The organism is Streptomyces physcomitrii, assembly GCF_012273655.1.
In the GTDB taxonomy this organism is placed as follows: Bacteria; Actinomycetota; Actinomycetes; order Streptomycetales; family Streptomycetaceae; genus Streptomyces; species Streptomyces physcomitrii.
Genome location: NZ_JAAWWP010000010.1, coordinates 18747 through 40960 on the forward strand (window position 1 = coordinate 18747; position 22214 = coordinate 40960).

The 22214-nt window shown below is 73.4% G+C and carries 16 protein-coding genes; 10 read left to right on the top strand and 6 right to left on the bottom strand.

Going from position 1 to position 22214, the window contains the following annotated elements; genetic code table 11:
- Window positions 1-40 precede the first annotated feature (40 nt).
- From HFV08_RS17155 to HFV08_RS17165, 3 genes are all read left to right on the top strand, one after another.
- Complete coding sequence (locus HFV08_RS17155) at window positions 41-1594, top strand: dihydroorotase (RefSeq protein WP_168540463.1); 1554 nt, start codon at window positions 41-43, stop codon at window positions 1592-1594.
- A 43-nt stretch (window positions 1595-1637) separates the two neighbouring features.
- Window positions 1638-3041: an MFS transporter gene (locus HFV08_RS17160; protein WP_168540465.1), complete on the top strand. Its 1404-nt coding sequence runs from the start codon at window positions 1638-1640 to the stop codon at window positions 3039-3041.
- 94 nt (window positions 3042-3135) lie between these two features.
- Window positions 3136-3489, top strand: a complete 354-nt coding sequence (locus HFV08_RS17165; protein WP_168540467.1) for a VOC family protein — start codon at window positions 3136-3138, stop codon at window positions 3487-3489.
- Between the two features lie 30 nt (window positions 3490-3519).
- On the opposite strand, the gene glnA2 is transcribed toward HFV08_RS17165, so the two are convergent.
- On the bottom strand, window positions 3520-4881 hold the full coding sequence (gene glnA2 / locus HFV08_RS17170) for a gamma-glutamylpolyamine synthetase GlnA2 (protein WP_040254181.1): 1362 nt from the start codon (window positions 4879-4881) through the stop codon (window positions 3520-3522).
- 362 nt (window positions 4882-5243) lie between these two features.
- Between glnA2 and HFV08_RS31690 the strand changes: the two genes are divergently transcribed.
- Complete coding sequence (locus HFV08_RS31690) at window positions 5244-5909, top strand: thioredoxin-like domain-containing protein (protein ID WP_168540469.1); 666 nt, start codon at window positions 5244-5246, stop codon at window positions 5907-5909.
- Window positions 5906-6535 (top strand): DUF305 domain-containing protein, encoded by a 630-nt coding sequence (locus tag HFV08_RS17180; protein WP_168540471.1) that lies wholly within the window; start codon window positions 5906-5908, stop codon window positions 6533-6535. Before HFV08_RS31690 ends, HFV08_RS17180 begins: the two co-directional genes overlap by 4 nt.
- A gap of 8 nt (window positions 6536-6543) precedes the next feature.
- On the opposite strand, the gene HFV08_RS17185 is transcribed toward HFV08_RS17180, so the two are convergent.
- Window positions 6544-7506: a hydroxyacid dehydrogenase gene (locus HFV08_RS17185; protein ID WP_168540806.1), complete on the bottom strand. Its 963-nt coding sequence runs from the start codon at window positions 7504-7506 to the stop codon at window positions 6544-6546.
- Window positions 7507-7823: 317 nt separating this feature from the next.
- Here HFV08_RS17185 and HFV08_RS17190 point away from each other — a divergent pair, with 317 nt between their 5' ends.
- Window positions 7824-9578, top strand: a complete 1755-nt coding sequence (locus HFV08_RS17190) for an NAD+ synthase (protein WP_168540473.1) — start codon at window positions 7824-7826, stop codon at window positions 9576-9578.
- Window positions 9579-9710: 132 nt separating this feature from the next.
- On the opposite strand, the gene HFV08_RS17195 is transcribed toward HFV08_RS17190, so the two are convergent.
- From HFV08_RS17195 to HFV08_RS17205, 3 genes are all read right to left on the bottom strand, one after another.
- Window positions 9711-10934 carry an MFS transporter gene (locus HFV08_RS17195; protein ID WP_168540475.1) on the bottom strand — a complete coding sequence of 408 codons (1224 nt, stop codon included), beginning with the start codon at window positions 10932-10934 and terminating at the stop codon, window positions 9711-9713.
- Between the two features lie 501 nt (window positions 10935-11435).
- On the bottom strand, window positions 11436-12650 hold the full coding sequence (locus tag HFV08_RS17200; protein ID WP_168540477.1) for a S8 family peptidase: 1215 nt from the start codon (window positions 12648-12650) through the stop codon (window positions 11436-11438).
- A 249-nt stretch (window positions 12651-12899) separates the two neighbouring features.
- Window positions 12900-13925 (bottom strand): endonuclease/exonuclease/phosphatase family protein, encoded by a 1026-nt coding sequence (locus HFV08_RS17205; protein WP_168540479.1) that lies wholly within the window; start codon window positions 13923-13925, stop codon window positions 12900-12902.
- A 450-nt stretch (window positions 13926-14375) separates the two neighbouring features.
- Between HFV08_RS17205 and panB the strand changes: the two genes are divergently transcribed.
- The 3 genes from panB (at window position 14376) to HFV08_RS17220 (ending at window position 17705) form a co-directional block, all read left to right on the top strand.
- Window positions 14376-15245 carry a 3-methyl-2-oxobutanoate hydroxymethyltransferase gene (gene panB / locus HFV08_RS17210; RefSeq protein ID WP_168540481.1) on the top strand — a complete coding sequence of 290 codons (870 nt, stop codon included), beginning with the start codon at window positions 14376-14378 and terminating at the stop codon, window positions 15243-15245.
- Window positions 15246-15804: 559 nt separating this feature from the next.
- Window positions 15805-16836: an ATP-binding cassette domain-containing protein gene (locus HFV08_RS17215; protein ID WP_168540483.1), complete on the top strand. Its 1032-nt coding sequence runs from the start codon at window positions 15805-15807 to the stop codon at window positions 16834-16836.
- Complete coding sequence (locus tag HFV08_RS17220; RefSeq protein ID WP_168540485.1) at window positions 16833-17705, top strand: ABC transporter permease; 873 nt, start codon at window positions 16833-16835, stop codon at window positions 17703-17705. The genes HFV08_RS17215 and HFV08_RS17220 overlap by 4 nt, the downstream gene beginning before the upstream one ends.
- Window positions 17706-17804: 99 nt before the next feature.
- Here HFV08_RS17220 and HFV08_RS17225 read toward each other — a convergent pair whose 3' ends face one another.
- Window positions 17805-21080 carry an ATP-binding protein gene (locus HFV08_RS17225; protein WP_312885664.1) on the bottom strand — a complete coding sequence of 1092 codons (3276 nt, stop codon included), beginning with the start codon at window positions 21078-21080 and terminating at the stop codon, window positions 17805-17807.
- A gap of 322 nt (window positions 21081-21402) precedes the next feature.
- Here HFV08_RS17225 and HFV08_RS17230 point away from each other — a divergent pair, with 322 nt between their 5' ends.
- Window positions 21403-22203, top strand: a complete 801-nt coding sequence (locus HFV08_RS17230) for a site-2 protease family protein (protein ID WP_168540489.1) — start codon at window positions 21403-21405, stop codon at window positions 22201-22203.
- Window positions 22204-22214 lie beyond the last annotated feature (11 nt).

The following is a 22214-nucleotide window of genomic DNA, read 5'->3' on the forward strand; positions in this document are numbered from 1 at the left end:
CCCCAGGGCTCTCCCCCCACAACCCCGAACGGAGTGGACCGTGCACACCTCCCCCGGCCACGGCGGCCCGGCCGCCCCCGCCCCGTACGACCTCCTGGTCCGCGGCGGCACCGTCGTCACCCCGCGCGGCAGCGAGCGCGCGGACATCGCCGTCCGCGCGGGCCGGATCGCCGCGCTGCTGCCGCCGTCCGGGAACGGCAGCGGCGCGGGCCCGGCGGCGCGGGCCGCGCGGGTGCTGGACGCCTCCGGGCTGCATGTACTGCCGGGGCTGATCGACTCCCATGTGCACTTCCGCACACCCGGGCTGACCCACAAGGAGGAGTGGAGCACCGGCTCCCGGGCGGCGGTCGCGGGCGGCGTCACCACCGTCATCGACATGCCCAACACGGTGCCGCCCCTGGTCGAACCCGCCGAACTGGACCGCCGCCGCGCCCTGATCGAGGGCCGCAGCCTGGTGGACTACCGCTTCCACGCGGGCATCGACACCACCCGTATCGAGGCGATGCGGGAGTGGCCGCGGGGCGCCGGGAGTTCCTTCAAGGTCTTCCTCAGCGGCCACCACACCGCGCCGACCGTGGTCCGCGAGGAGGCCGATCTGCGGCGGATCTTCGCCCTCGCCGCCGAGGGCGGCGCCACCCTGCTCTTCCACTCCGAGGACGACACCGTCTTCGCCCTCCTCGACCGCTGGCAGCCCGCCCCCACCCGGTACGCGGACTACGCGCGGCACCGGCCGCGCACCGGGGCGCTGGTCGCCACCGCGAAGCTGGTGCGGCTCGCGGCGGAGTACCGGGTGGCCACCCATGTGGTGCACGTCGCCACCCGCGAGGAGGCCGACCTGCTCGCCGCCGCCGCGGCCGACGGCATCCCGGTCACCTTCGAGGTGACGGGTCATCACCTCACCTTCGTGGACGCGGACATCAGCAGGCTCGGCCCCCGGATCAGGCTCCGCCCCGCGATCCGCGACGACCCCGACCGGCGGCGGCTCTGGGAGGCGGTCCACGAGGGCGAGGCCGCCACCATCGGCAGCGACCACTCGCCGCACACCGTCGAGGAGAAGGCCCGCCCGGTGCCCGACGTGCCGCCGGGACTGCCCGGCGTCCAGGAGCTGTTCGGCACCGTCTGGCACGGGCTGCGCAGCCGCAGGCCCGAGGAGTCTCCGGACACCCTGCTGCCGCTGCTCGCCGCCCGACTCGCCCTGCGCCCGGCCCAGTTGTTCGGCCTGGCCTCCCGCAAGGGCAGCATCGAGGCGGGCAAGGACGCCGACCTCGTCCTGGTGGACGCGGCGGCGCCCTGGACGATGACCCCCGACCGGGTGCACGCCAAGTGCGGCTGGTCCGCGTACGAGGGGGCGCCGCTGCTCGGGGTGGTGCACACCACGGTGCGGCGGGGCCAGGTCGTCTACCAGGAGACGGGCGGGCGGGGCGAGTTCGGGGTCCCGGACGGGCAGTGGCTGGCCGCGCCGGAGATCCCGGCGGGGACGCCCGCGTACGGGGACACGGCGGCGGCGGACGGACGGACGGCGGGCAACGGGCACCCGGGGAAGCCGGGGCGCGGACACGCGGCGGAGCCGGGAGACGCGTGCAGCCTGCACTAAGGTCGTCCTTCCGTGCCCGCACACCCGGGGAGGTCGCCGCACGGTGACGCGTTCAGCCGGTTCACCCGTCCTCGCCTCGCGGGATGTCGCCCTGCTCTGGGGGACGACGATCTGCGACTCCGGGGCCACCTGGATCATCCGTATCGTCATCTTCGTCCAGGTCCTGGAACACCACTCGACCTCGGCACTCGCGGTGGTCGAACTCGTCGGCGTACTGCCCTCGTTGCTCTTCATGCCGCTGGCCGGGACGATCGCCGACCGTTACAGCGCCCGGGTCCTCTCGCTCATCGCGATGACCGCCCAGACCCTGTGCACCGGCGCCCTCTTCCTCGCCTTCGACCACGGCCCGGCCGCCATCGCCCCGGTCTACGCCCTGCTGACCCTCGCCAACTCCCTCTGGCCGCCCGCCCGGCAGACCTGGCTCTACCTGATGGTGGCCCCGCACCAGCGCACCGCCGCCAACGGCGCGATCGGCTCGGTGCAGGGCCTGATGACCGTGGTCGGCGGCGCCGCGGGCGGCGTGCTCACCGCCTGGCAGCCCGGCGGAACCATCCTGGTGGCACTGGGAGTTCAGACCGTCGCCGTACTCGCCGTCTCCTTCGTACGGACCCCGGGACGGACATCCGCGCACCGCACCGGCACCGACGGGCACCCGCGCCCGGAGACGGGCCGGCAGACGGCAGCCGCCCAGGCGACTCCGCAGCCGGAGTCAACTCCCGTCACCGGCAAGCAACATGACGGCCCCTCAACCAGGCTCCCCCGCCCACCGATCGACACGGAGGAAGCCGCCCGCCCCTCCCTGCGCCGGGAGGTGCGCGAGGGCGTCACGGTCGTGGGCCGCTACCCGCTCGCCCGCTCCCTGATCTGGGTGGGCCTCGCCTGGGGCTTCATCAGCGGCGGCTTCAACGTCCTGGTCGCGGGCCTCGCCCTGAACGTCCTGCACGGCGACAGCTCGGTACTGAGCCTGTTCTACGTGGTGGACGGCACCGCCGTGCTGGTCGGCAGCCTCCTCGCGGCCCGCATCCGCCGCACCCGGCATCTGCGCTACTACGCGCTCGCCTACGTCGGCCAAGGCGTCTTCTGGGCACTGATGTTCACCTCCGGGCACATCTGGCTCGGGGCCGCCCTCTTCGGCGCCATGCGCCTGGTCAGCGGCGTGATCATCGCCCTGGACACCACGATCCTGCTCGACACCGTCCCGGAGGCCTTCCGGGGCCGGGTCACCAGCCTGCACATGACCAGCTACAACGCCGTCTCGCAGCTCTCCCTCGCGGTGATCAGCGGACTGCTCGCCGTGGTCGGCATCGAGCCGGTCGGCATCGCCACCGGCGTCCTGTCCGCCCTCGTCGGCCTCCTGTGGTGGACGACCACCGCCCGCCACAACCACGCGGCGTACCTGGGCGCGGCATCCCCGCAACCGACGGCGACGGCCTCGCTGCCGCGCTGAACGACGGGCCCGCCGCTCCGCAGGAGGGACTGCCGAGTGGCCCGCTCGCCTACAGTGACGCGGGCCGACCGCCGCCCCCGCGAAGGAGAAGCCGATGCGCGTCACCGGAATCATCGCCGACCTGAAGGTGGACGACCTCGACTCGGCCCGGGACTTCTACGCGAACTATCTCGGCCTGAGCGACGAGGAGTTCAACCTCGGCTGGGTGGCCCGCCACACCTCCCCGGAGACCGGCGCCCACCTGCAACTGCTCACCCGCGACGCCACCGCGCCGGAGGATCCGGTCGTCTCGGTCAAGGTCGACGACGTCGAGGCGGCCTTCACCGAGGCCGAGGAGCGCGGCTACGAGATCGTGCACCCGCTCACCACCGAGCCCTGGGGCGTACGCCGCTTCTGCGTCCGCGCCCCGGACGGAAACGTCCTCAACGTGGTGCAGGACCGGACCTGAACTCCGGCCCCGCCCCCGCCGTACCCGCCCCTACAACACCGGCAGCGACTTCCGCAGCTCGAAGGCCGTGACCTCGCTGCGGTACTCCTCCCACTCCTGCTTCTTGTTGCGGAGGAAGAAGTCGAAGACGTGCTCGCCGAGGGTTTCGGCGACGAGTTCGCTGCGTTCCATCAGGGCGATGGCCTCTCCGAGGTTCTGCGGGAGGGGTTCGATGCCCATGGCGCGGCGTTCGGCGTCGGAGAGGGCCCAGACGTCGTCGTCGGCGCCGGGGCCGAGTTCGTAGCCCTCCTCGATGCCCTTGAGGCCCGCGGCGAGCAGGACCGCGTAGGAGAGGTAGGGGTTGGCGCCCGAGTCCAGGGAGCGGACCTCGACGCGGGCCGAGCCGGTCTTGCCGGGCTTGTACATCGGGACGCGGATCAGGGCGGAGCGGTTGTTGTGGCCCCAGCAGATGTACGAGGGGGCCTCGCCGCCCGCGCCCGCGGTGCGCTCGGAGCCGCCCCAGATCCGCTTGTAGGAGTTGACCCACTGGTTGGTGACCGCGGAGGTCTCGGCCGCGTGGCGAAGCAGGCCGGCGATGAAGGAGCGGCCGACCTTGGAGAGCTGGTACTCGGAGCCGGACTCGTAGAAGGCGTTGCGGTCGCCCTCGAAGAGGGAGAGGTGGGTGTGCATGCCGGAGCCGGGGTGCTCGGAGAAGGGCTTGGGCATGAAGGTGGCCTGGACGCCCTGTTCGAGGGCGACCTGCTTCATGACCAGGCGGAAGGTCATGATGTTGTCGGCGGTGGAGAGGGCGTCGGCGTAGCGGAGGTCGATCTCCTGCTGGCCGGGGCCGCCCTCGTGGTGGGAGAACTCCACCGAGATGCCCATCGACTCCAGCATGGTGATCGCCTGGCGGCGGAAGTCCATGCCGATGTTCTGCGGGGTGTGGTCGAAGTAGCCGGAGTTGTCGGCGGGGGTGGGGCGGCTGCCGTCGAGGGGGCGGTCCTTGAGCAGGAAGAACTCGATCTCGGGGTGGGTGTAGAAGGTGAAGCCGAGGTCGGAGGTCCGCGCGAGGGCGCGCTTGAGCACATAGCGCGGGTCGGCGAAGGACGGGGAGCCGTCCGGCATCAGGATGTCGCAGAACATCCGGGCGGTGCCGGGGGCCTCGGCCCGCCAGGGCAGCACCTGGAAGGTGGCCGGGTCGGGCTTGGCGATCATGTCGGACTCGTAGACCCGGGCGAAGCCCTCGATGGCCGAGCCGTCGAAGCCGATGCCCTCGTCGAAGGCCTGCTCCAGCTCGGCCGGGGCCACCGCGACGGACTTGAGGAAGCCCAGCACGTCCGTGAACCACAGGCGTACGAACCGGATGTCGCGCTCCTCCAGGGTGCGGAGCACGAATTCCTGCTGCTTGTCCATTGTCGACTTCCACCCATCCTTGCTGGTCAGGCCGCCGCTCCGGGGCCACGGGGGCGCCTGGAGGGCACTGAAGCATCCCATCACAGAGTTTCGGCCGCGTTGCGGGCCGCCGCCCGTGCGGGCCTGGGCCCGCCGGTGCACGTCCACCGCCCATAGTGCCTGCTGATACGCCTCGCGGTGAGGCCAGGCCGCCGTCCGCTGCCGCGGGCGTCGCGGCGGGGGCGCCCTTGCCCCCGCGGGCCGCTCCTCATTGTGGGTCCCGGAGCCTGTTCCCGGCGAATTTCCCGCTCGCCTGGCCGTGGGCCGCCCCCTTCGCATTACGATCAGTAGACCCGCCCGTCCCGTTTCCCGAAGGACTCACCATGGGTTCCGCCCGCAACAGCAACAACACGCGCAAGGCACGGATAGAGGAGATGCGCCGCGCCGAGCAGGCGCGTGAGCGCCGCAACCGCGCCCTCACCATCACCGGTGTCGCGGTGATCGTCGCCGCGCTGGTCGGCGGCGGATTCCTGCTGGTCGCGAAGTCCGGCGACGACGACTCCGGCAAGGACGACGCGAAGGCGGAGAAGATCCCCTTCACCGTGGGCAAGGACGGCGTGACCTCCTGGGACGCGAAGAAACTCAAGCGCGACCACGTCGGCGAGAAGGTCAGCTACCCGATGAACCCACCGGTGGGCGGCAAGCACAACCCGGTCTGGCTGAACTGCAACGGCGACGTGTACGGCAAGGAGGTCCCGAAGGAGAACGCGGTGCACGCCCTGGAGCACGGGGCCGTCTGGGTGACGTACACCAGCAAGGCGCCGAAGGCCGACCTGGCGAAGCTGGAGGCCAAGGTCAAGAAGACCCCGTACTCGCTGATGAGCCCGATCGAGGACCAGAAGGACCCGATCATGCTGAGCGCCTGGGGCAAGCAGCGCACCGTGCAGGGCGCCGACGACCCGAACGTGAACAAGTTCTTCTCCGAGTTCGTGCAGGGCAAGCAGACACCGGAGCCGGGTGCGGCGTGCACCGGGGGCGTCTCGAAGTGAGGCGTGCGTCGTGGATCGCCGCGGGGAGCGCCGCCGTGCTGCTCGCCGCGGCGGGCGGTTTCGGCGTCGCGCTCGCCAGTGACGCCGGGGACGAGGGCTCCGGGACGCCGGGCGCCGAGTCGGCGGACGCGGGCTTCGCGCGCGACATGGCGGTCCACCACCAGCAGGCCGTCGAGATGTCGTACCTGGTACGGGAGGGCACCGACGACCCGGAGGTGCGCCGCCTCGCGTACGACATCGCGCAGACCCAGGCCAACCAGCGCGGCATGATGCTGGGCTGGCTCGACCTGTGGCAGCTGCCGAAGGTGTCCGCCGAGCCGCCGATGAGCTGGATGGACATGGGGGGCATGGCCTCCGGCAAGGACGGCGCGCTGATGCCGGGCATGGCCACCAACACGCAGATGGCCGCGCTGGACAAGGCCGAGGGCAAGCAGGCCGAGGTCCTCTATCTGCGGCTGATGACCGAGCACCACAAGGGCGGCGTGCACATGGCCGAGGGCTGCGTGGACCGGTGCGAGGTGGACGTGGAGAAGCGGCTCGCCCAGGGCATGGTCGAGTCGCAACAGTCGGAGATCCAGCTGATGGCGGAGATGCTGCGGAAGCGGGGGGCGAAGGCCGAGGGCTGAGGGCGCCCTCAGGCCAGCCGCGCGAGCTCCTCGCGCCGTACCGCGCCGCTCAGCGGCTCCCCCGCGAGGAAGCGCTCCACCTCGGCCGCCGCGAAGGCGCCGAGCCGCCGGGCCTCGCTGCCCTGGGCGCCCGCGATGTGCGGGGTGACCTGGACGTTGGGCAGCGCGAGCAGGGGGTGGCCGGGCGGCAGCGGCTCCGGCTCGGTGACGTCGAGGTAGGCGTCCAGGCGGCCCTTGGCGCACTCCCGGGTCAGCGCCTCGGTGTCGACGAGGCTGCCGCGGGCGGTGTTGACCAGGACCCCGCCGTCCGGGATCAGGGCGAGCATCCCGGCGTCGAGCAGCCCGCGGGTCTCCGGCAGCTCGGGGGCGTGCACGCTCACCACGGAGCTGCGGCGGCACAGCTCGGGCAGCGTGACGAGTTCGGCGCCGAGCGAGGCCGCCTCCGCCAGGGAGACGTACGGGTCGGCGAGCAGCAGGCGGTACCCGGCGGCGGAGCCGCGCAGCGCGCGCAGCACCCGGCGGCCGATGCGGGAGGCGCCGATGACGCCGATGGTGCGAGCGTCGGTGCCGGTGCGGGCGGCGAAGGCGGGCGGGCCCTCGGGGTAGCGGGCGGCGGTGCGCAGGGCGCCCTTGGCGGCGAAGGTCACCGCGGCGAGGGTGAAGTCGACGACCGGGCCCGCGTTGGCCTCGGCGGCCGAGGAGACCAGGATGCCGCGCTCCCACAGGGCGTCGCCGACCAGGGCCTTCACCGAGCCCGCCGCGTGCACCACGGCGGCGAGCCGGGGCGCCGCGGCGAGCACCTCGCCGGTCAGCGGCGGGCAGCCCCAGCTGGTGAGCAGGATCTCGGTCTCGGCGAGCACCCCCGGTGCGGGGAGGCTCCCGTCGCCGGAGGGCGGTACGAGGGTCACGCTGCGTGCGAGCCGGCGGCGCAGGTCACCGGGGAGCACCTGCTCGGCCACCTCCGCGTCCATCACCATCGCGGCGCACGGCCGGTACGTCACTTACGCCCCTCTCACCTGGCGTGCACGGGCCCGGACGGGTCGCGCGCGGACGCGGGCCGTGAAATCCGGGCGCCCATGGTAAACGGTTTCTCCGGCGGAGAAACCGTTTACTACGGGGTTCACCGGGTGCGCGGAGGGGTTCGGGGGGCGCCCGGTCCGGGCCGTGCGTACCGTCGGCGCACGCCCGCGCTCACCGCGCTCGGCGCGCGGGCGCGAGGCCCGGCGTGAAGACGGCCACAGCGCCCCGCTCGCGACATCGCGTCGCTCTGACGATTACACTGGGCCGCGTGCCTCAACTACGCCTCGCCCTGAATCAGATCGACACCTCGGTCGGCGACCTCGCCCACAACGCCGAGGCGATCGTCCGCTGGACCCGGCACTGCGCCGAACAGGGAGCGCACCTCGTCGCCTTCCCCGAGATGGCGCTGACCGGGTACCCCGTGGAGGACCTCGCGCTGCGCTCCTCCTTCGTCGAGGCCTCGCGCACCGCCCTGGTGGAGCTGGCCGCCCGCCTCGCCGAGGAGGGCTTCGGGCAGCTGCCGGTCCTGGTCGGCTACCTCGACCGCTCGGAGGCGGCCCAGCCCCGGTACGGGCAGCCCGCGGGCTCCCCGCAGAACGCGGCGGCGGTCCTGCACGGCGGCCGGGTGGTCCTCACCTTCGCCAAGCACCACCTGCCGAACTACGGCGTCTTCGACGAGTTCCGCTACTTCGTGCCCGGCGACACCATGCCCGTACTGCGGGTGCACGGGGTGGACGTGGCGCTCGCGATCTGCGAGGACCTGTGGCAGGACGGCGGCCGGGTGCCCGCGGCCCGCAGCGCCGGGGCCGGGCTGCTGCTCTCGATCAACGCCTCGCCGTACGAGCGCGACAAGGACGACACCCGCCTGGAGCTGGTGCGCAAGCGCGCCCAGGAGGCCGGCTGCACCACCGCCTACCTCGCCATGATCGGCGGGCAGGACGAGCTGGTCTTCGACGGCGACTCGATCGTGGTCGCCGCGGACGGCGAGGTCGTCGCGCGCGCCCCGCAGTTCTCCGAGGGCTGCGTGGTCCTCGACCTCGACCTGCCCGCCGCGAGCCCCGAGCCCCGTACCGGGATCGTCGACGACGGGCTGCGCATCGACCGGCTGGTGCTGTCCGAGGACCCGCTGCCCGCCTACGAGGCCGAGCTGACCGGCGGCTACGCGGACCGGCTCGACGACGACGAGGAGGTCTACTCGGCGCTGGTGGTCGGGCTGCGCGCCTACGCCGCGAAGAACGGCTTCCGCTCGGTGCTCATCGGGCTCTCCGGCGGCATCGACTCGGCGCTGACCGCCGCGCTCGCCTGCGACGCCCTCGGCGCCCAGAACGTCTACGGCGTCGCCATGCCCTCGAAGTACTCCTCCGAGCACTCCAAGGGCGACGCGGCCGAGCTGGCCCGGCGCACCGGACTCGACTTCCGCACGATCCCGATCGAGCCGATGTTCGACACCTATATGGAGTCGCTCGGCCTGACCGGGCTCGCCGAGGAGAACCTGCAGTCCCGGCTGCGCGGCACGCTGCTGATGGCGCTGTCCAACCAGGAGGGGCACATCGTGCTCGCCCCGGGCAACAAGTCCGAGCTGGCGGTGGGCTATTCGACGCTCTACGGCGACTCGGTGGGCGCGTACGGCCCCATCAAGGACCTCTACAAGACGGGCGTCTTCCGGCTCGCCGAGTGGCGCAACCGGGCGGCCGCCGAGCGCGGCCAGACCCCGCCGATCCCGGAGAACTCGATCACCAAGCCGCCGAGCGCCGAGCTGCGCCCGGACCAGGTGGACACCGACTCGCTGCCCGACTACCCGGTCCTGGACGCGATCCTGGACCGCTACGTCGACCACGACCAGGGCGCCGACGAGATCGTGGCCGCCGGTTTCGACCCGGAGCTCGTGACGAAGACGCTGCGGATGGTGGACGGCGCGGAGTACAAGCGGCGCCAGTACCCGCCGGGCACCAAGATCTCCGCGAAGGGCTTCGGCAAGGACCGCAGGCTGCCGATCACCAACCGGTGGCGGGAGTCGGGCTGACCGCCCGGCCGCCGAGCCGCACGGCCACCGGCCGCTGAGGGGCATCCTTCAGCGGCCGGTGGCCTTTCAGTTCGGCGGTCCGGCGGTCCGGCGGGATCCGGGCCGATCGGCCGCTGCGCGCGGCCGGCCGGTTCAGCGTTCCGCCCGCTCCCGCCGCTTCGGGGCGTACGAGGCGACCAGGCGCCCGCCGAGCACCGGGCCCGCGGCGCCCCGGCGGCGGTCGACCGCGTAGGCCGCGGCCGCCACGCCGAGTCCGGCCACCGCGAGGACCGCGCCCACCACGGCGGGCGAGGTGGTGCCGAGACCCGCGGCGAGGGCGAGGCCGCCGATCCAGGCGCCGCCCGCGTTGGCCAGGTTGAAGGCGGCCTGGTTGGCGGAGGAGGCGAGGGAGGGCGCCGCGTGGGCCTTCTCCATCACCATCAGCTGGAGCGGGGAGGAGGTGGTGAAGGCGACCGCGCCGAGCAGGGTGACGCCGAGGGCCGCGCTCCACTCGCTGCGCATCAGCAGCGGGAAGGCCGCGAGGACCGCGGCGAGGGCGAGCAGCCCGCCGAAGAGGGTGCGGCGCATGGCCCGGTCGGCGAGCCTGCCGCCGAGCAGATTGCCGATGGTGGCGCCGACCCCGAAGAGCGCGAGCAGCAGGGTCACGGTCGAGTCGGCGAAGCCCGCGGAGTCGGTGAGCATCGGCGTGATGTAGCTGTACGCGGCGAACAGCGCGGCGAAACCGGCGACCGTGGTGCCGAGGGCCAGCCAGACCGGCAGCGAGCCGAGGGCGGCGAGTTCGCTGCGCAGCCCCGAGGACTCGCCGTGGGTGTGGTCGTGCGGGATGAGCAGCAGCAGCGCGGCGATGGCGGCGACGCCGATCCCGCTGACCGCGAGGAAGGTGGCGCGCCAGCCGAGGTGCTGGCCCATCAGGGTCGCGAGGGGGACGCCGATCACATTGGCCACCGTCAGGCCGAGGAACATCAGCGAGACGGACTGCGCCTTGCGTTCGGCCGGGACGAGTCCGGTCGCCACCACCGCGCCGACGCCGAAGAAGGCACCGTGCGGCAGCCCGCTGAGGAAGCGGGCGGCGAGCAGCCACTCGCTGCCGGGGGCGAGGGCGGACAGCGCGTTGCCCGCGACGAAGAGCGCCATCAGGCCGATCAGCACCTGCCGCCGGGAGAAGCGGGCGGTGACGGCGGCGAGCAGCGGGGCGCCGATGACGACCCCGAGCGCGTACGCGGAGACGAGGTGCCCGGCGGAGGGGATCGAGATGCCCAGGTCGTCCGCGACCTCGGGCAGCAGCCCCATCATCACGAACTCGGTGGTACCGATGCCGAAGGCGCCCACGGCGAGGGCGAGCAGGGCCAAGGGCATGAAGCTGAACCTTTCGGGGTGGGATAAACGGGGCGGACGGGCGGCGGCGCTGCCGGGTGGTGGGGCGGAGCGGTGTGCGGGACGGAGCGGTGCACGGGTTCAGGAACCGGGTTCCGTTTTCCCTGTCCGACTGGCAGTGCGGCGGGAGCACGGCCCGGGCGGGACAGTGGTGTCATCGTTGACAAGGAGTGAACAACCGCGCCCCGTACGGGTATTCCGCTTTTTCCGGGAGGGACGGAGATTTTCCGGGGCGTGACATTCCGGGAGGAGCGAGAAGCCGGGAGGTTCGGAAGGCCCGGGAGGACCGGAAGGACGGTCACCCGGCGGCGCTCCGGCGACCGTACGTCTTCGTCACGGCCGAGACTCCCATGCTCCCCCGCCACCCGGGCCGGTGGCAAACGTGGGGGCCGGGCCAGGAGCGCGTACGAGGTCGCGTACGAGATGAAACGCTCCCAGCCCGGCCCTGGTTCGGGTTCGACCCCGTTCCGGTGGGCCCGCCGCCTACCGCTCTTCCACGCGCAGCAGCCGGTTCGGGGTGCCCTCCCCCGGGTCGCCGATCCTGTCCGGGGTGGCGCCCTCGGTCAGGGCGGCCGCGACCTCGGCCGGGGTGGCGTCCGGGTGGGCGGCGAGATGGAGGGCGGCGGCGCCGACGACGTGCGGGGTCGCCATGGACGTACCGGAGAGGGTGGCGCTCGCCCCGTCGTCGGTGTTCCAGTCGGAGACGATCTCCTCGCCGGGGGCGAACAGGTCCACCGAGGGGCCGTGATTGGAGGAGGGGCGGCGCCGGTCCGCCTTGGTGGAGGAGGCCACGGTGAGGGCCTCGGCGACCCGGGCCGGGGAGTTGGCCCCCGCGTCGGTGTCCTCGTTGCCCGCGGCGACGCCGAAGGTGATCCCGGCGGCGATCGAGGCGCGCACCGCGGCGTCCAGGGCCTCGTCGGCGCCCCCGCCGAGGCTCATATTGGCGACCGAGGGGCCCTGGTGGTGGGCGGTGATCCAGTCGATGCCCGCGATGACCTGCTCGGTGCTGCCCGCGCCGTTGTCGTCGAGGACGCGCACCGCGACCAGCTCCGCCTTCTTCGCGACCCCGTGCAGGGCCCCCGCGAGCGTCCCGGCGACATGGGTGCCGTGGCCGTTGCCGTCGTCCGCGCTCGTGTCGCCGTCGACGGCGTCGTAGCCGTAGGAGGCGCGGCCCTCGAAGTCGCGGTGGCTGATACGGATTCCGGTGTCGAGCACATAGGCGGTGACGCCCTCGCCCGCCGTGTCCGGGTAGCGGTACGCGCCGTCCGGTGCCGTCTCGCTCTGGTCGATGCGGTCCAGGCCCCAGGAGGGCGGGTCCTGCTGGGTGGCGGTGGCGTGCATCCGCTGGTTGTGGACGACCTTGTCGACGGCCGGGTCGGCGGCCAGGCGGCGGGCCTCGGATCCGCTGAGGCCGCCCGCGGAGAAGCCGTTGACCGCGGAGTCGAAGCCGCGCCGGAAGGTGCCGCCGTACCGCTCGGCGAGCGTCCTGCCCCGGTCGGCGGCCCGGATCCGTTCGTCCCCCTTGAGCAGGACCAGGTAGCTGTCCCGGAGGGCGCCCGCGGCCGGTGTCCCGTGGACCCGCCCCTCGGCCGGTGGGGAAGCACTGGCGGGCAGGGCGAGCAGCGAGCCGGTGACGGCGGCCGCGGCGAGGGCCGCGAGCAGGGTGCGGCGCCCGGCCGGGCGGGGGTGAGCGGACATGTGCGGAGTCCTCCGGGGTGGGGACGGAGGAGCACGGGGAACCGGTCGACTCGCCCCGCCGGGCGCCCTGTTGGGGCTCCGGCGGCCGGTTCGGGCTCCAGTGCTACGGAACCCTGGACGAAGGGGCGGATCCGCGCAAGGGGGCCCGGTGTGCACGCCGGTACGTGCGGGGGCGGACCGGCGCCGGGCCGGAAAGCCCGCCCGCGAGCACTCCAACTGCTCGCGTCGGGGCCGCCGCCGGCGCCACTCCTACTCGCCGAGCTTGATGCCCGCCGCGACCGGGAGGTGGTCGCTGCCGGTGTCGGGCAGGGTCCAGGAGGTGGTGGGCTCCACGCCCTTGACCATGATCTGGTCGATACGCGCCATCGGGAAGGAGGCGGGCCAGCTGAAGCCGAAGCCCGCGCCCGCCGCGCCCTGGGTGGAGCGCATCTGGGAGGTGACGGCGTGCAGGGCGCGGTCGTTCATGGTGCCGTTGAGGTCGCCGAGCAGGACGACGCGGCGCTCGGGCTCGTCGCTGATCGCCTCGCCGAGCGCGTTGGCGCTCTGGTCGCGCCGGCTCGCGGTGAAGCCGCTGTCCACCTTCACGCGCACCGAGGGCAGATGGGCGGCGTAGACGGCGACCGCGCCCTCGGGGGCGGTGACCACGGTCCGCATCGCCCGGGTCCAGCCGAGCTTGATGTCCACCGACCTGGTGCCGGAGAGCGGGTACTTGCTCCACACGCCCACGGTGCCCTCGACGGCGTGGTACTTGTACGTGCCGCCCAGCGCCTTCGCGTACACCGGCCGGGCCGACTCGGTGAGTTCCTCCAGGGCGATCACGTCCGCGCCGGAGGCGGCGACGTCGCGGGCGGTGTCCGCCGGGTCGGGGTTCTCGGCGTTGACGTTGTGGGTGACCAGGGTGAGGTCGGCGCCGCCGCCGGTCTTGTCCGTGATCAGCCCGCCGAAGAGGTCGCACCAGACCGCCACCGGCAGGATCAGGGCGATCAGCGCGGTGGCCGAGCGGCGCAGCAGGCCGAGCAGGAGCAGCAGCAGGACGGGGATGCCCAGCCAGGGCAGGAAGGTCTCGGTCAGACTCCCCAGGTTGCCGACGCTGTTGGGGATCTGTGCGTGCACCAGCATGATCAGAGCCAGCACCACGGCACACCCGGCGAGGACGAGGCCGCGGCGCCAGATCCCGGGCCTGCTCCAGTCCCCCACCAGGCGGCGGAAGCGGCCGTGGTCCTGCTCGGAACCCGAGCCGGCGTTGTCCGTTTCCGTCATATATGCCTGCGCCATCTGCTCGCCTCACCGCCTGCCGTGCACACCGTCCCCGCCTGCCCGAAACACTAGGCGATATCCGGTGCTGCTCCTGCCGTCCGACAACGGCCTTACGAGGCGGAGGACGAGCGGGCCTCCCGGCCGAGTTCCTGCCCGGCGGCGGGTGCCCGGGGCTGTGACACAAGCGACCGGAGGCTGTGACACAACCGGCACACCGGACGCCCGGGAGAGCGTCGGCGGTGGAGCCGGGCCCGGGTCCCGAGCGGCACCCCGTGCCCATCGCCGCAGGCGGCGCCGTCCGCCGTGCGGAGGGCCGGCCCCGCTGCCGCGGAGGGTCGGCCCCGCTCCGGGAGCGTGACGCGTACCGCTCCCCGAGGGGTCTGGCCCCGACCGGCATCCGGTGCCACCATGGAACCGGTCCGGGGACGCCGTCAGGGCGCCTCGAGATGACATGAAGGAGCCGTTGCGATGACGCAGCTTTCGGCTGCCCCCAAGCCCGGTGAGAAATCCGGCGCCCCCGCGCTGTACGGAGGCAAGGGCACACGACGTATCACGGTCCGCGACATCGGCCTCGCCAAGGAGCGCGGCGAGAAGTGGCCGATGCTCACCGCCTATGACGCGATGACCGCCTCCGTGCTCGACGAGGCTGGCATACCGGTCCTGCTCGTCGGCGACTCGGCGGGCAACGTCCACCTCGGGTACGAGACCACGGTCCCGGTCACCCTCGACGAGATCGCCGTACTGTCCGCCGCCGTCGTCCGGGGCAGCAAGCGCGCCCTGGTCGTCGCCGACCTGCCCTTCGGCACCTACCAGGAGGGCCCGGTGCAGGCGCTGCGCTCGGCGACCCGCCTGGTCAAGGAGGCCGGGGTCGGCGCGGTGAAGCTGGAGGGCGGCAAGCGCTCGCTGCCGCAGATCGAGCTGCTGGTGGAGTCCGGCATCCCGGTCATGGCCCACCTGGGCCTGACCCCGCAGTCGGTGAACACCATGGGCTACCGGGTCCAGGGCCGCGGCGAGGAGGCGGCCCACCGGCTGCTCCAGGACGCCAAGGCCGCCCAGGACGCGGGCGCCTTCGCGGTGGTCCTCGAACTGGTCCCGGCCGAGCTGGCCGCCGAGGTCACCCGGAGCCTGCACATCCCGACCGTCGGCATCGGCGCGGGCGCGGAGTGCGACGCCCAGGTCCTGGTGACCACGGACATGCTGGGCCTGACCGGCGGCCGGATGCCGCGCTTCGTCAAGCAGTACGCCGACCTGCGCGCCTCCGTCGGCGAGGCGGCGAAGGCCTACGCCGAGGACGTGGTCGGCGGCTCCTTCCCGGCCGCGGAGCACTCGGTGCACTGACACCGGCCGCCTGAGGCTGCCTTCCGCGCGGAGGCCCGGAGGCCGCAGGGCCACCGCCCCGCGGCCCCGCGCCCCACCACGCGGAAGGCACGTCCTCGTGCGCGTACGGGCGCGACCACGCGTACGCGCGCCCCTGGTCCACGCCCGCGCGAGCCCGGGACTTCCGCGCCCGCGTGCGCGCATCCTCCGCACCCCCGCGCACGCGCCCTCCGCAGACCGCGGACCTTCGCGTACGCGCCCCTGAACCACTGCGGCACCACGACAGCCCGCCGTCCTTCCCCCGTCGGCGGGCTGTCGCCGTTCCCGGTTCCGGGTGCGGTAAGCACCTCCGGGGCGAGAAGTGGCGCATGTCACAGAATGAGGACTCCGGCGCCTCCTCCGGGAAGGTAGGCGGCTCTCAACTCTCCGCCGTATCGGGCGATTTCCCCTCCATTCCGGCAAGCGCCGACTCCCCGCGGACACCTCCCCGACCCCTCGCCGACCAGGCACCGATACTCCGGGCGCCCGCTGTAGGCGGCTTGTCGGAGGATTGTCGGTGGCGGCTGGCACCTTGGTGGCCATGACGCGAATCGACAAGAACTCCCGAGCGACGGCGAGCGGCTCCCCGCACGCCGTCTCCGTGCGGGGGCTGGTCAAGCACTACGGCGAGACCAAAGCACTGGACGGCGTCGACCTCGACGTGCGCGAGGGCACCGTCCTCGGCGTGCTCGGGCCGAACGGCGCCGGCAAGACCACTCTCGTACGCTGCCTCTCCACCCTGATCACCCCGGACTCCGGTTCCGCCGTGGTCGCCGGGTACGACGTACTGCGCCAGCCCCGGCAGCTGCGCCGGGTCATCGGGCTCACCGGGCAGTACGCCTCGGTGGACGAGAAGCTCTCCGGGCGCGAGAACCTCTACCTCATCGGGCGGCTGCTCGACCTCTCCCGTGCCGAGGCGCGGTCGCGGGCCGAGGGCCTCCTGGAGCGGTTCTCGCTCACCGAGGCGGCCAAGCGCCCCGCGAACACCTACTCCGGCGGCATGCGGCGGCGGCTCGACCTCGCCGCCTCGATGATCGGCAGCCCCGAGGTCCTCTACCTGGACGAGCCGACCACCGGCCTCGACCCCCGCACCCGCAACGAGGTCTGGGCCGAGGTCAAGCGGATGGTCACCGACGGTGTGACCGTGCTGCTCACCACCCAGTACATGGAGGAGGCCGAGCAGCTGGCGAGCGAGCTGACGGTCATCGACCGCGGCAAGGTCATCGCGGGCGGCCGCATCGACGAGCTGAAGGCGAAGGTCGGCGGACGCACCCTGCGCATCCGCCCCGCCGACCCGGCCGAGCTGACCGCCACCGCCGCGGCCCTGGACGAGGCCGGTCTGACCGGTCCCGGCAACGCCCTCGTGGACGCCGAGACCGCGACCGTGCTGGTGCCGATCCTCTCCGACGAGCAGCTCACCGCGGTCGTCGGCGCGGTCTCGGCCCGCGGTATCCCGCTGGCCGCGATCACCACCGAACTGCCCAGCCTGGACGAGGTGTTCCTCTCCCTCACCGGCCACAAGGCCAGTGCCCCGCAGGACCCCGCTCCCGCCCTCGAGGAGGCCGCCGCATGAGCGCCCAGTCGACCACCGCCGCTCCCCCCGAGGAGCCGGTGCGCACCGCCGGGCCCGGGCCCGACCCGTCCCCGGCGGCCGATCGCGGCGACGCGCGCATCGGGCTCCGGGCGCATCTGCGGCACACCGGCGCGCTGGTGCGGCGGAATCTGCTGTGGATCCGGCAGGACCCGGAGTCCATGATGGACGCCGTCCTGATGCCGATCATCTTCACCGTCCTGTTCGTCTTCGTCTTCGGCGGAGCCATCTCCGGCAAGGGCAACCAGGACGCCTACGTCAACTACGTGGTCCCCGGGCTGATGGCGATGATGGGCATGAACATCGCCATGGGTGTCGGCACCGGCTTCAACCAGGACTTCCAGACCGGTGTCATGGACCGCTTCCGCTCGCTGCCCATCGCGCGCTCCTCGGTCCTGGTGGCCAAGATCGTGGTCGAGATCGGGCGGATGATGGTCGCCACCGCGATCCTGCTCGCGGTCGGCTTCCTGCTCGGCCTCTCGATCTCGAACGTCCCCGGGATGTTCGCGGCCATCGCGCTCGCCATGGTCTTCGGCTCCGCGATCATGTGGATCTTCCTCACCATGGGTGTGGTGATGAAGAGCGCCCAGGCCATCCAGGGAATGGGGTTCCTCGTGCTGATGCCCCTGCAGTTCGGTTCCTCCATCTTCGCCCCGACGAAGGACATGCCGGACTGGCTGCAGACCTTCACCGACTACAACCCGCTGTCCTCGCTGGCCGACGCCGCGCGCGGACTGTTCAACGACGCGGGCCCGGTCGCGCACGACGTCTGGGTCACGCTCATCTGGTCCGTGGTCATCACCGCGGTGATGGCACCGGTCGCGATCCACAAGTTCCGTACGAAGACCTGATCCGTACGAAGAGCTGATCCCGGCCCCGGTGGGCGGATGCGGTATGCGCCCGCCCACCGCCGGTTCGCGTCGGACCGGTTCCTGTCGGACCCGTTCGCGTCAGACCAGGGCGACGGCCTCATCGAGAGAGAGGCCGTCGCCCTCGGCACGGGCGGCGGCGTACCGCGCCTCGCCGAGTGCCGCCCGCCCCTCGCGCTCGACCCGCTCGGCGGTCTCGCGCTCCACGGCCGTGCGCACATGCCCGCTCGGCAGATGGCGCTCGGCCGCGCCGTGGAGGCGGACGCCCTCGTAGGCCCGGCCGCCCTGCTCGTCGCGGACCAGGGCGAGGGCCGCGGTGGTCAGATGCACGGAGACCATCTGCGGCATGATCGCCAGCGAGAGGGCGTCGCGGGAGTGCGCCAGCGCGCTCCGTACCAGGGCGAGCGCGCTCTCGTGCCTCCCGTCCAGAACCTCCAGCCAGGCCTCGGTGCCGAGCAGGAAGCCCTCGAAGGCGACGAAGCCCAGCACGTTCACCTCCTCGCGCAGCAGCCGCAGTTGCTCGCGCGCCTCCGCCCCGCGGCCGGTGCGGCCGAGCCCGATCGCCAGGAAGAGCCGGGCGACGGTCAGCGCCTCCCCGATGCGGTGGGCGCCCCGGTCCACCACCTCCCGGAGCATCCGCTCGCCGCGGTCGAAGTCGCCCGACTCCAGGTGGATATGGGCCAGCCGGGTCGTCAGCACCGCGACCTGCGTCTGGGCGCCGAGTTCCTCCGCGTGGGCCAGGGCCTGGCCGAAGTCCTCGGCGGCGCGGGCGAGTTCACCCCGGCGCTCATGGGCCTCGCCGCGCGCGGACAGCGCCTCGGCGGCTCCCCACGGATCGCCGATCCGGCGGAAGTGGGCCAGCGACTCCTCGGCGTCCCGGCTCGCGTCGCCCGCCCAGTCGGACCGGTTGGCCAGCATATTGGCGCGCAGCAGGAGGGCGGCGGCCAGCTCCCAGTCGTAGCCGAGGCGGCGGCAGGCCGCCACCGTCTCGTCGACGACGGCCCGCATCCGCTCCACGTCCCCGGTGAGCAGGATCGCGTAGATCCACATGCTGCCCGGGGCGCGGCAGGTCTGCGGCAGCCCGGGCCGGTAGACGCGGGCGACGGCCCGCAGCCGCTCCTGGGTCTCGGGGACGTTCCACCCCTCGATGTCCTGGCCCACGGAGGCCAGATGGACCAGGTGGACGCCGCGCCAGGCCTCGGCGAGGATCTCGGGGCGCATCGGCGGCGGCGCGTCGGTACAGCGCTCGGTGAGCGGTTCGGCCTCAGGCGAGCCGGGGCCGAAGGGGTCCGGGCCGAGGGCCATGACCTCCCCCGACCAGTTGCGGGCGTCCAGCCGCAGGTCCCGGATCTGCCAGTACCAGCTCAGCGAGAGCACCAGGCTGAGCGCCTCCTGCTCCTCGCGGGCGGCCACCGCGTGCCGCAGCGCGGTCCGCAGGTTCTCGTACTCCACCTGGAGCCGGGCGACCGCCGCGCCCTGCCCGGGCCCGCGCAGCGCGGGATCGGTGGTACGGGCCAGCTCGCGGTAGTACGTGAGGTGGGCGCGCTCCGCGGCGGCCCGCTCGCCCGCCTCGTCGAGCCGCTCGGCGGCGTACTCGCCGACGGTCTCCAGGAGCCGGTAGCGCATCGGGCCCTCGGGCCCCGGCGCCGCGACGACCAGCGACTTGTCGACGAGCGAGCCGAGGTGCTCCAGGGCGGCCGGTCCCGAGACCGCCTCGACGGCGGCCAGTTCGCAGCCGCCCGCGAAGACCGACAGCCGCCGCAGGACGGTGCGTTCGGCCTCGTCGAGCAGTTCCCAGGACCAGTCGACCACCGCGCGCAGGGTCTGCTGGCGCGGCAGCACGGTCCGGCTGCCGCCGGTCAGCAGCCGGAACCTGTCGTCCAGCCGGTCGGCGATCTGGCGGGGAGTGAGCATCCGCAGCCGGGCGGCGGCGAGTTCGATGGCGAGCGGCAGACCGTCGAGGCGCCGGCAGATCTCGGCGGCCGCCTCCTCCTCGATCCGCAGTCCCGGCCGGGCGCTCGCCCCGCGCTCGGCGAGCAGCCGCAGCGCCACCGGCTCCGGCAGCGGCTCCACCGGCCGCAGCAACTCCCCCGGTACGCCGAGGGGTTCACGGCTGGTCGCCAGCACGGTGAGCCGCGGGCAGTGCTCCAGGAGGCCCTGGGCGAGGCCGGCGGCGCCGCCGATCACGTGCTCGCAGTTGTCCAGGAGCAACACCATCCGGCGCGGGGCGCAGAACTCCACCAGGCGGGAGAAGGCCTCGTCCCCGTGCCGCTCGGCGAGGGCCCGCAGCTCCTGGGCGCCCGCGCCGGCGAGCACCGTCTCGCGGGCGCCGAGCGCGGTGAGCACGGCGCCCGGTACGGCCGCCGGGTCCTCCACGGGGGCGAGTTCGGCGAGCCAGATCCCGTCGGGCACCGAGTCCGCCACCGCCTCCGCCGCCTCCTGGGAGAGCCGGGTCTTGCCCGCGCCCCCGGGCCCGAGCAGCGTGACCAGGCGGGCCCGCCCGAGATCGGCGCGGATGGCCTCGATATCGGCCTCCCGGCCGACGAAGGAGGTGAGGCGGGCACGGAGGTTGCCGGGGCGGGGGTTTCCCGAGCGGAGGGTGGCGGGGGCCGGGTCCGGGGGCGGGGTGGGGGCCGCCTCGGAGAGCAACTCCGCGTGCAGTGCGCGCAGTTCGGGTCCGGGGTCGGTACCGAGCCGGTCGGCGAGTGCGCGGCGGGTGTGCTCGTAGGCGGCGAGCGCCTCGGCGGGGCGTCCGGCCTCGCGCAGGGCGCGCAGCCGCAGTGCCTGGAGCGGTTCGTCCAGGGGGTGGGCCCCGGCCAGCTCCGAGAGTTCGGGCAGGACGGACTCGGCCCGGCCGAGGGCGAGGGCGGCGGTGAGGCGGGCCCGTACGGCGTCGAGTCTCCGGCTCGCCCAGCGCGCCGACTCGGCGGCGGCGTCCGGCAGGTCCGTCAGCGCCTCCCCGCCCTGCCACAGGGCGAGCGCCTCCCCGAGGACCTCGGCGGCGCGCGCGTAGTCCTCCTCGGCCAGCGCGCGCTGCCCCTCGGCGGTCAGCCGGTCGAAGCGGTGCAGATCCACGTCCTCGGGCCCGGCGCCGAGCCGGTACCCCCCGTCGACGGAACGCACCTGCTCGGCGCCGAGCACCCGCCGCAGCCGTCCGACCAGGGCCTGCAGCGCGCCCGGCGCGTCGGCGGGCGGCTCCCCCGCCCAGACCTCGTCGACCAGGACCCGCACCGGCACCGTCCGCCCGGCCCGCAGCGCGAGCACCGCCAGCAGGGCGCGCAGCCGCGGGCCGCCGACCGCGAGGGTGCTGCCGTCGGGGCGCAGGGCCTGGGTGGTGCCGAGGATGCGGTAGCGCACGGGGACATTGTCCCTGGTGGACGGGGAGCGGGGGCGCGCGGGCCGCGGCTTCCCCGGAGCGGCGCTCCCTGGCAGGATCCCCGGCGACCCGCCGACCCGGCGACCCGACAGCCCGGTCAACCGGGATCCCGGCCGCTGCCCGATTGAGTGAAGGCAGAGCGGGCAGGAACCCGGGTCCGGAGCTGTCCGTTTGCCTGTTCGAGAGGATCGGCCCGCCGGACGGGCCGACCTGCTCACCGCCTTGTCCGCCCCACCTGTCCCCTCCGCCTTCGCGCCTTGCCCGCTTTCACGCCTTGCCCGCCCCAGCACAGGGAGTTGCCCCATGACCCTCGCCGGAATCCGTCGCAGCGACCGGAGGATCAGTCCGGTCTTCCTCGGCATCGTCGCCGTGACGGCCGTCGCCGGGTGGGCGGTGTGGGCGGGCTTCGGCGGCAGCACCGGCTTCGCCGTCTTCCTGTTCGTGACGGGCGCCTGGGTCGTCTCCCTCTGCCTGCACGAGTACGCGCACGCGCGCACCGCCCTGCACAGCGGGGACATCTCGATCGGCGCGAAGGGCTATCTGACGCTCAACCCGCTGAAGTACACCCACGCCCTGCTCTCGATCGTGCTGCCGCTGCTCTTCGTGATCATGGGCGGCATCGGCCTGCCCGGCGGGGCCGTCTTCATCGAGCGCGGCCGGATCAGGGGCCGCTGGCGGCACAGCCTGATCTCCGCCGCCGGACCGCTCACCAACCTGCTCTTCGCCCTGGTCTGCACGGCGCCCTTCTGGCTCGACGCCCTCGACGGCGTCCCCGACCCCTTCCGGTACGCCCTGGGCTTCCTCGCCCTGCTCCAGGTCACGGCGGCGCTGCTCAACTCCCTGCCGGTGCCGGGCCTCGACGGGTACGGGGTCATCGAGCCCTGGCTCTCCCGCGAGATACGGCGGCAGCTGGAGCCCTTCGCGCAGTTCGGCCTGATCGCCGTCTTCGGCCTGCTCTGGGTGCCGGAGATCAACGACGCCTTCTTCGACCTGGTGGACACGATCCTGCGCGCCCTCGGGGTCGAGGAGTGGGACTCGTACTGGGGCCGTGAGCTGTACCGCTTCTGGCAGGGCGAGCCCGACATCCCGCAGTTGGCCGGGTAGCCCCCGGTCCG

Excerpts from the sequence above, each read along its gene's own strand:
- HFV08_RS17215 (WP_168540483.1), top strand. The coding sequence starts at position 15,805 with ATGACGCGAATCGACAAGAACTCCCGAGCGACGGCGAGCGGCTCCCCG.
- glnA2 (WP_040254181.1), bottom strand. The coding sequence starts at position 4,881 with ATGGACAAGCAGCAGGAATTCGTGCTCCGCACCCTGGAGGAGCGCGAC.
- HFV08_RS17185 (WP_168540806.1), bottom strand. The coding sequence starts at position 7,506 with ATGGACGCGGAGGTGGCCGAGCAGGTGCTCCCCGGTGACCTGCGCCGC.
- HFV08_RS17200 (WP_168540477.1), bottom strand. The coding sequence starts at position 12,650 with ATGTCCGCTCACCCCCGCCCGGCCGGGCGCCGCACCCTGCTCGCGGCC.
- HFV08_RS17195 (WP_168540475.1), bottom strand. The coding sequence starts at position 10,934 with ATGCCCTTGGCCCTGCTCGCCCTCGCCGTGGGCGCCTTCGGCATCGGT.
- HFV08_RS17230 (WP_168540489.1), top strand. The coding sequence starts at position 21,403 with ATGACCCTCGCCGGAATCCGTCGCAGCGACCGGAGGATCAGTCCGGTC.
- HFV08_RS17205 (WP_168540479.1), bottom strand. The coding sequence starts at position 13,925 with ATGGCGCAGGCATATATGACGGAAACGGACAACGCCGGCTCGGGTTCC.
- panB (WP_168540481.1), top strand. The coding sequence starts at position 14,376 with ATGACGCAGCTTTCGGCTGCCCCCAAGCCCGGTGAGAAATCCGGCGCC.
- HFV08_RS17220 (WP_168540485.1), top strand. The coding sequence starts at position 16,833 with ATGAGCGCCCAGTCGACCACCGCCGCTCCCCCCGAGGAGCCGGTGCGC.
- HFV08_RS31690 (WP_168540469.1), top strand. The coding sequence starts at position 5,244 with ATGGGTTCCGCCCGCAACAGCAACAACACGCGCAAGGCACGGATAGAG.
- HFV08_RS17165 (WP_168540467.1), top strand. The coding sequence starts at position 3,136 with ATGCGCGTCACCGGAATCATCGCCGACCTGAAGGTGGACGACCTCGAC.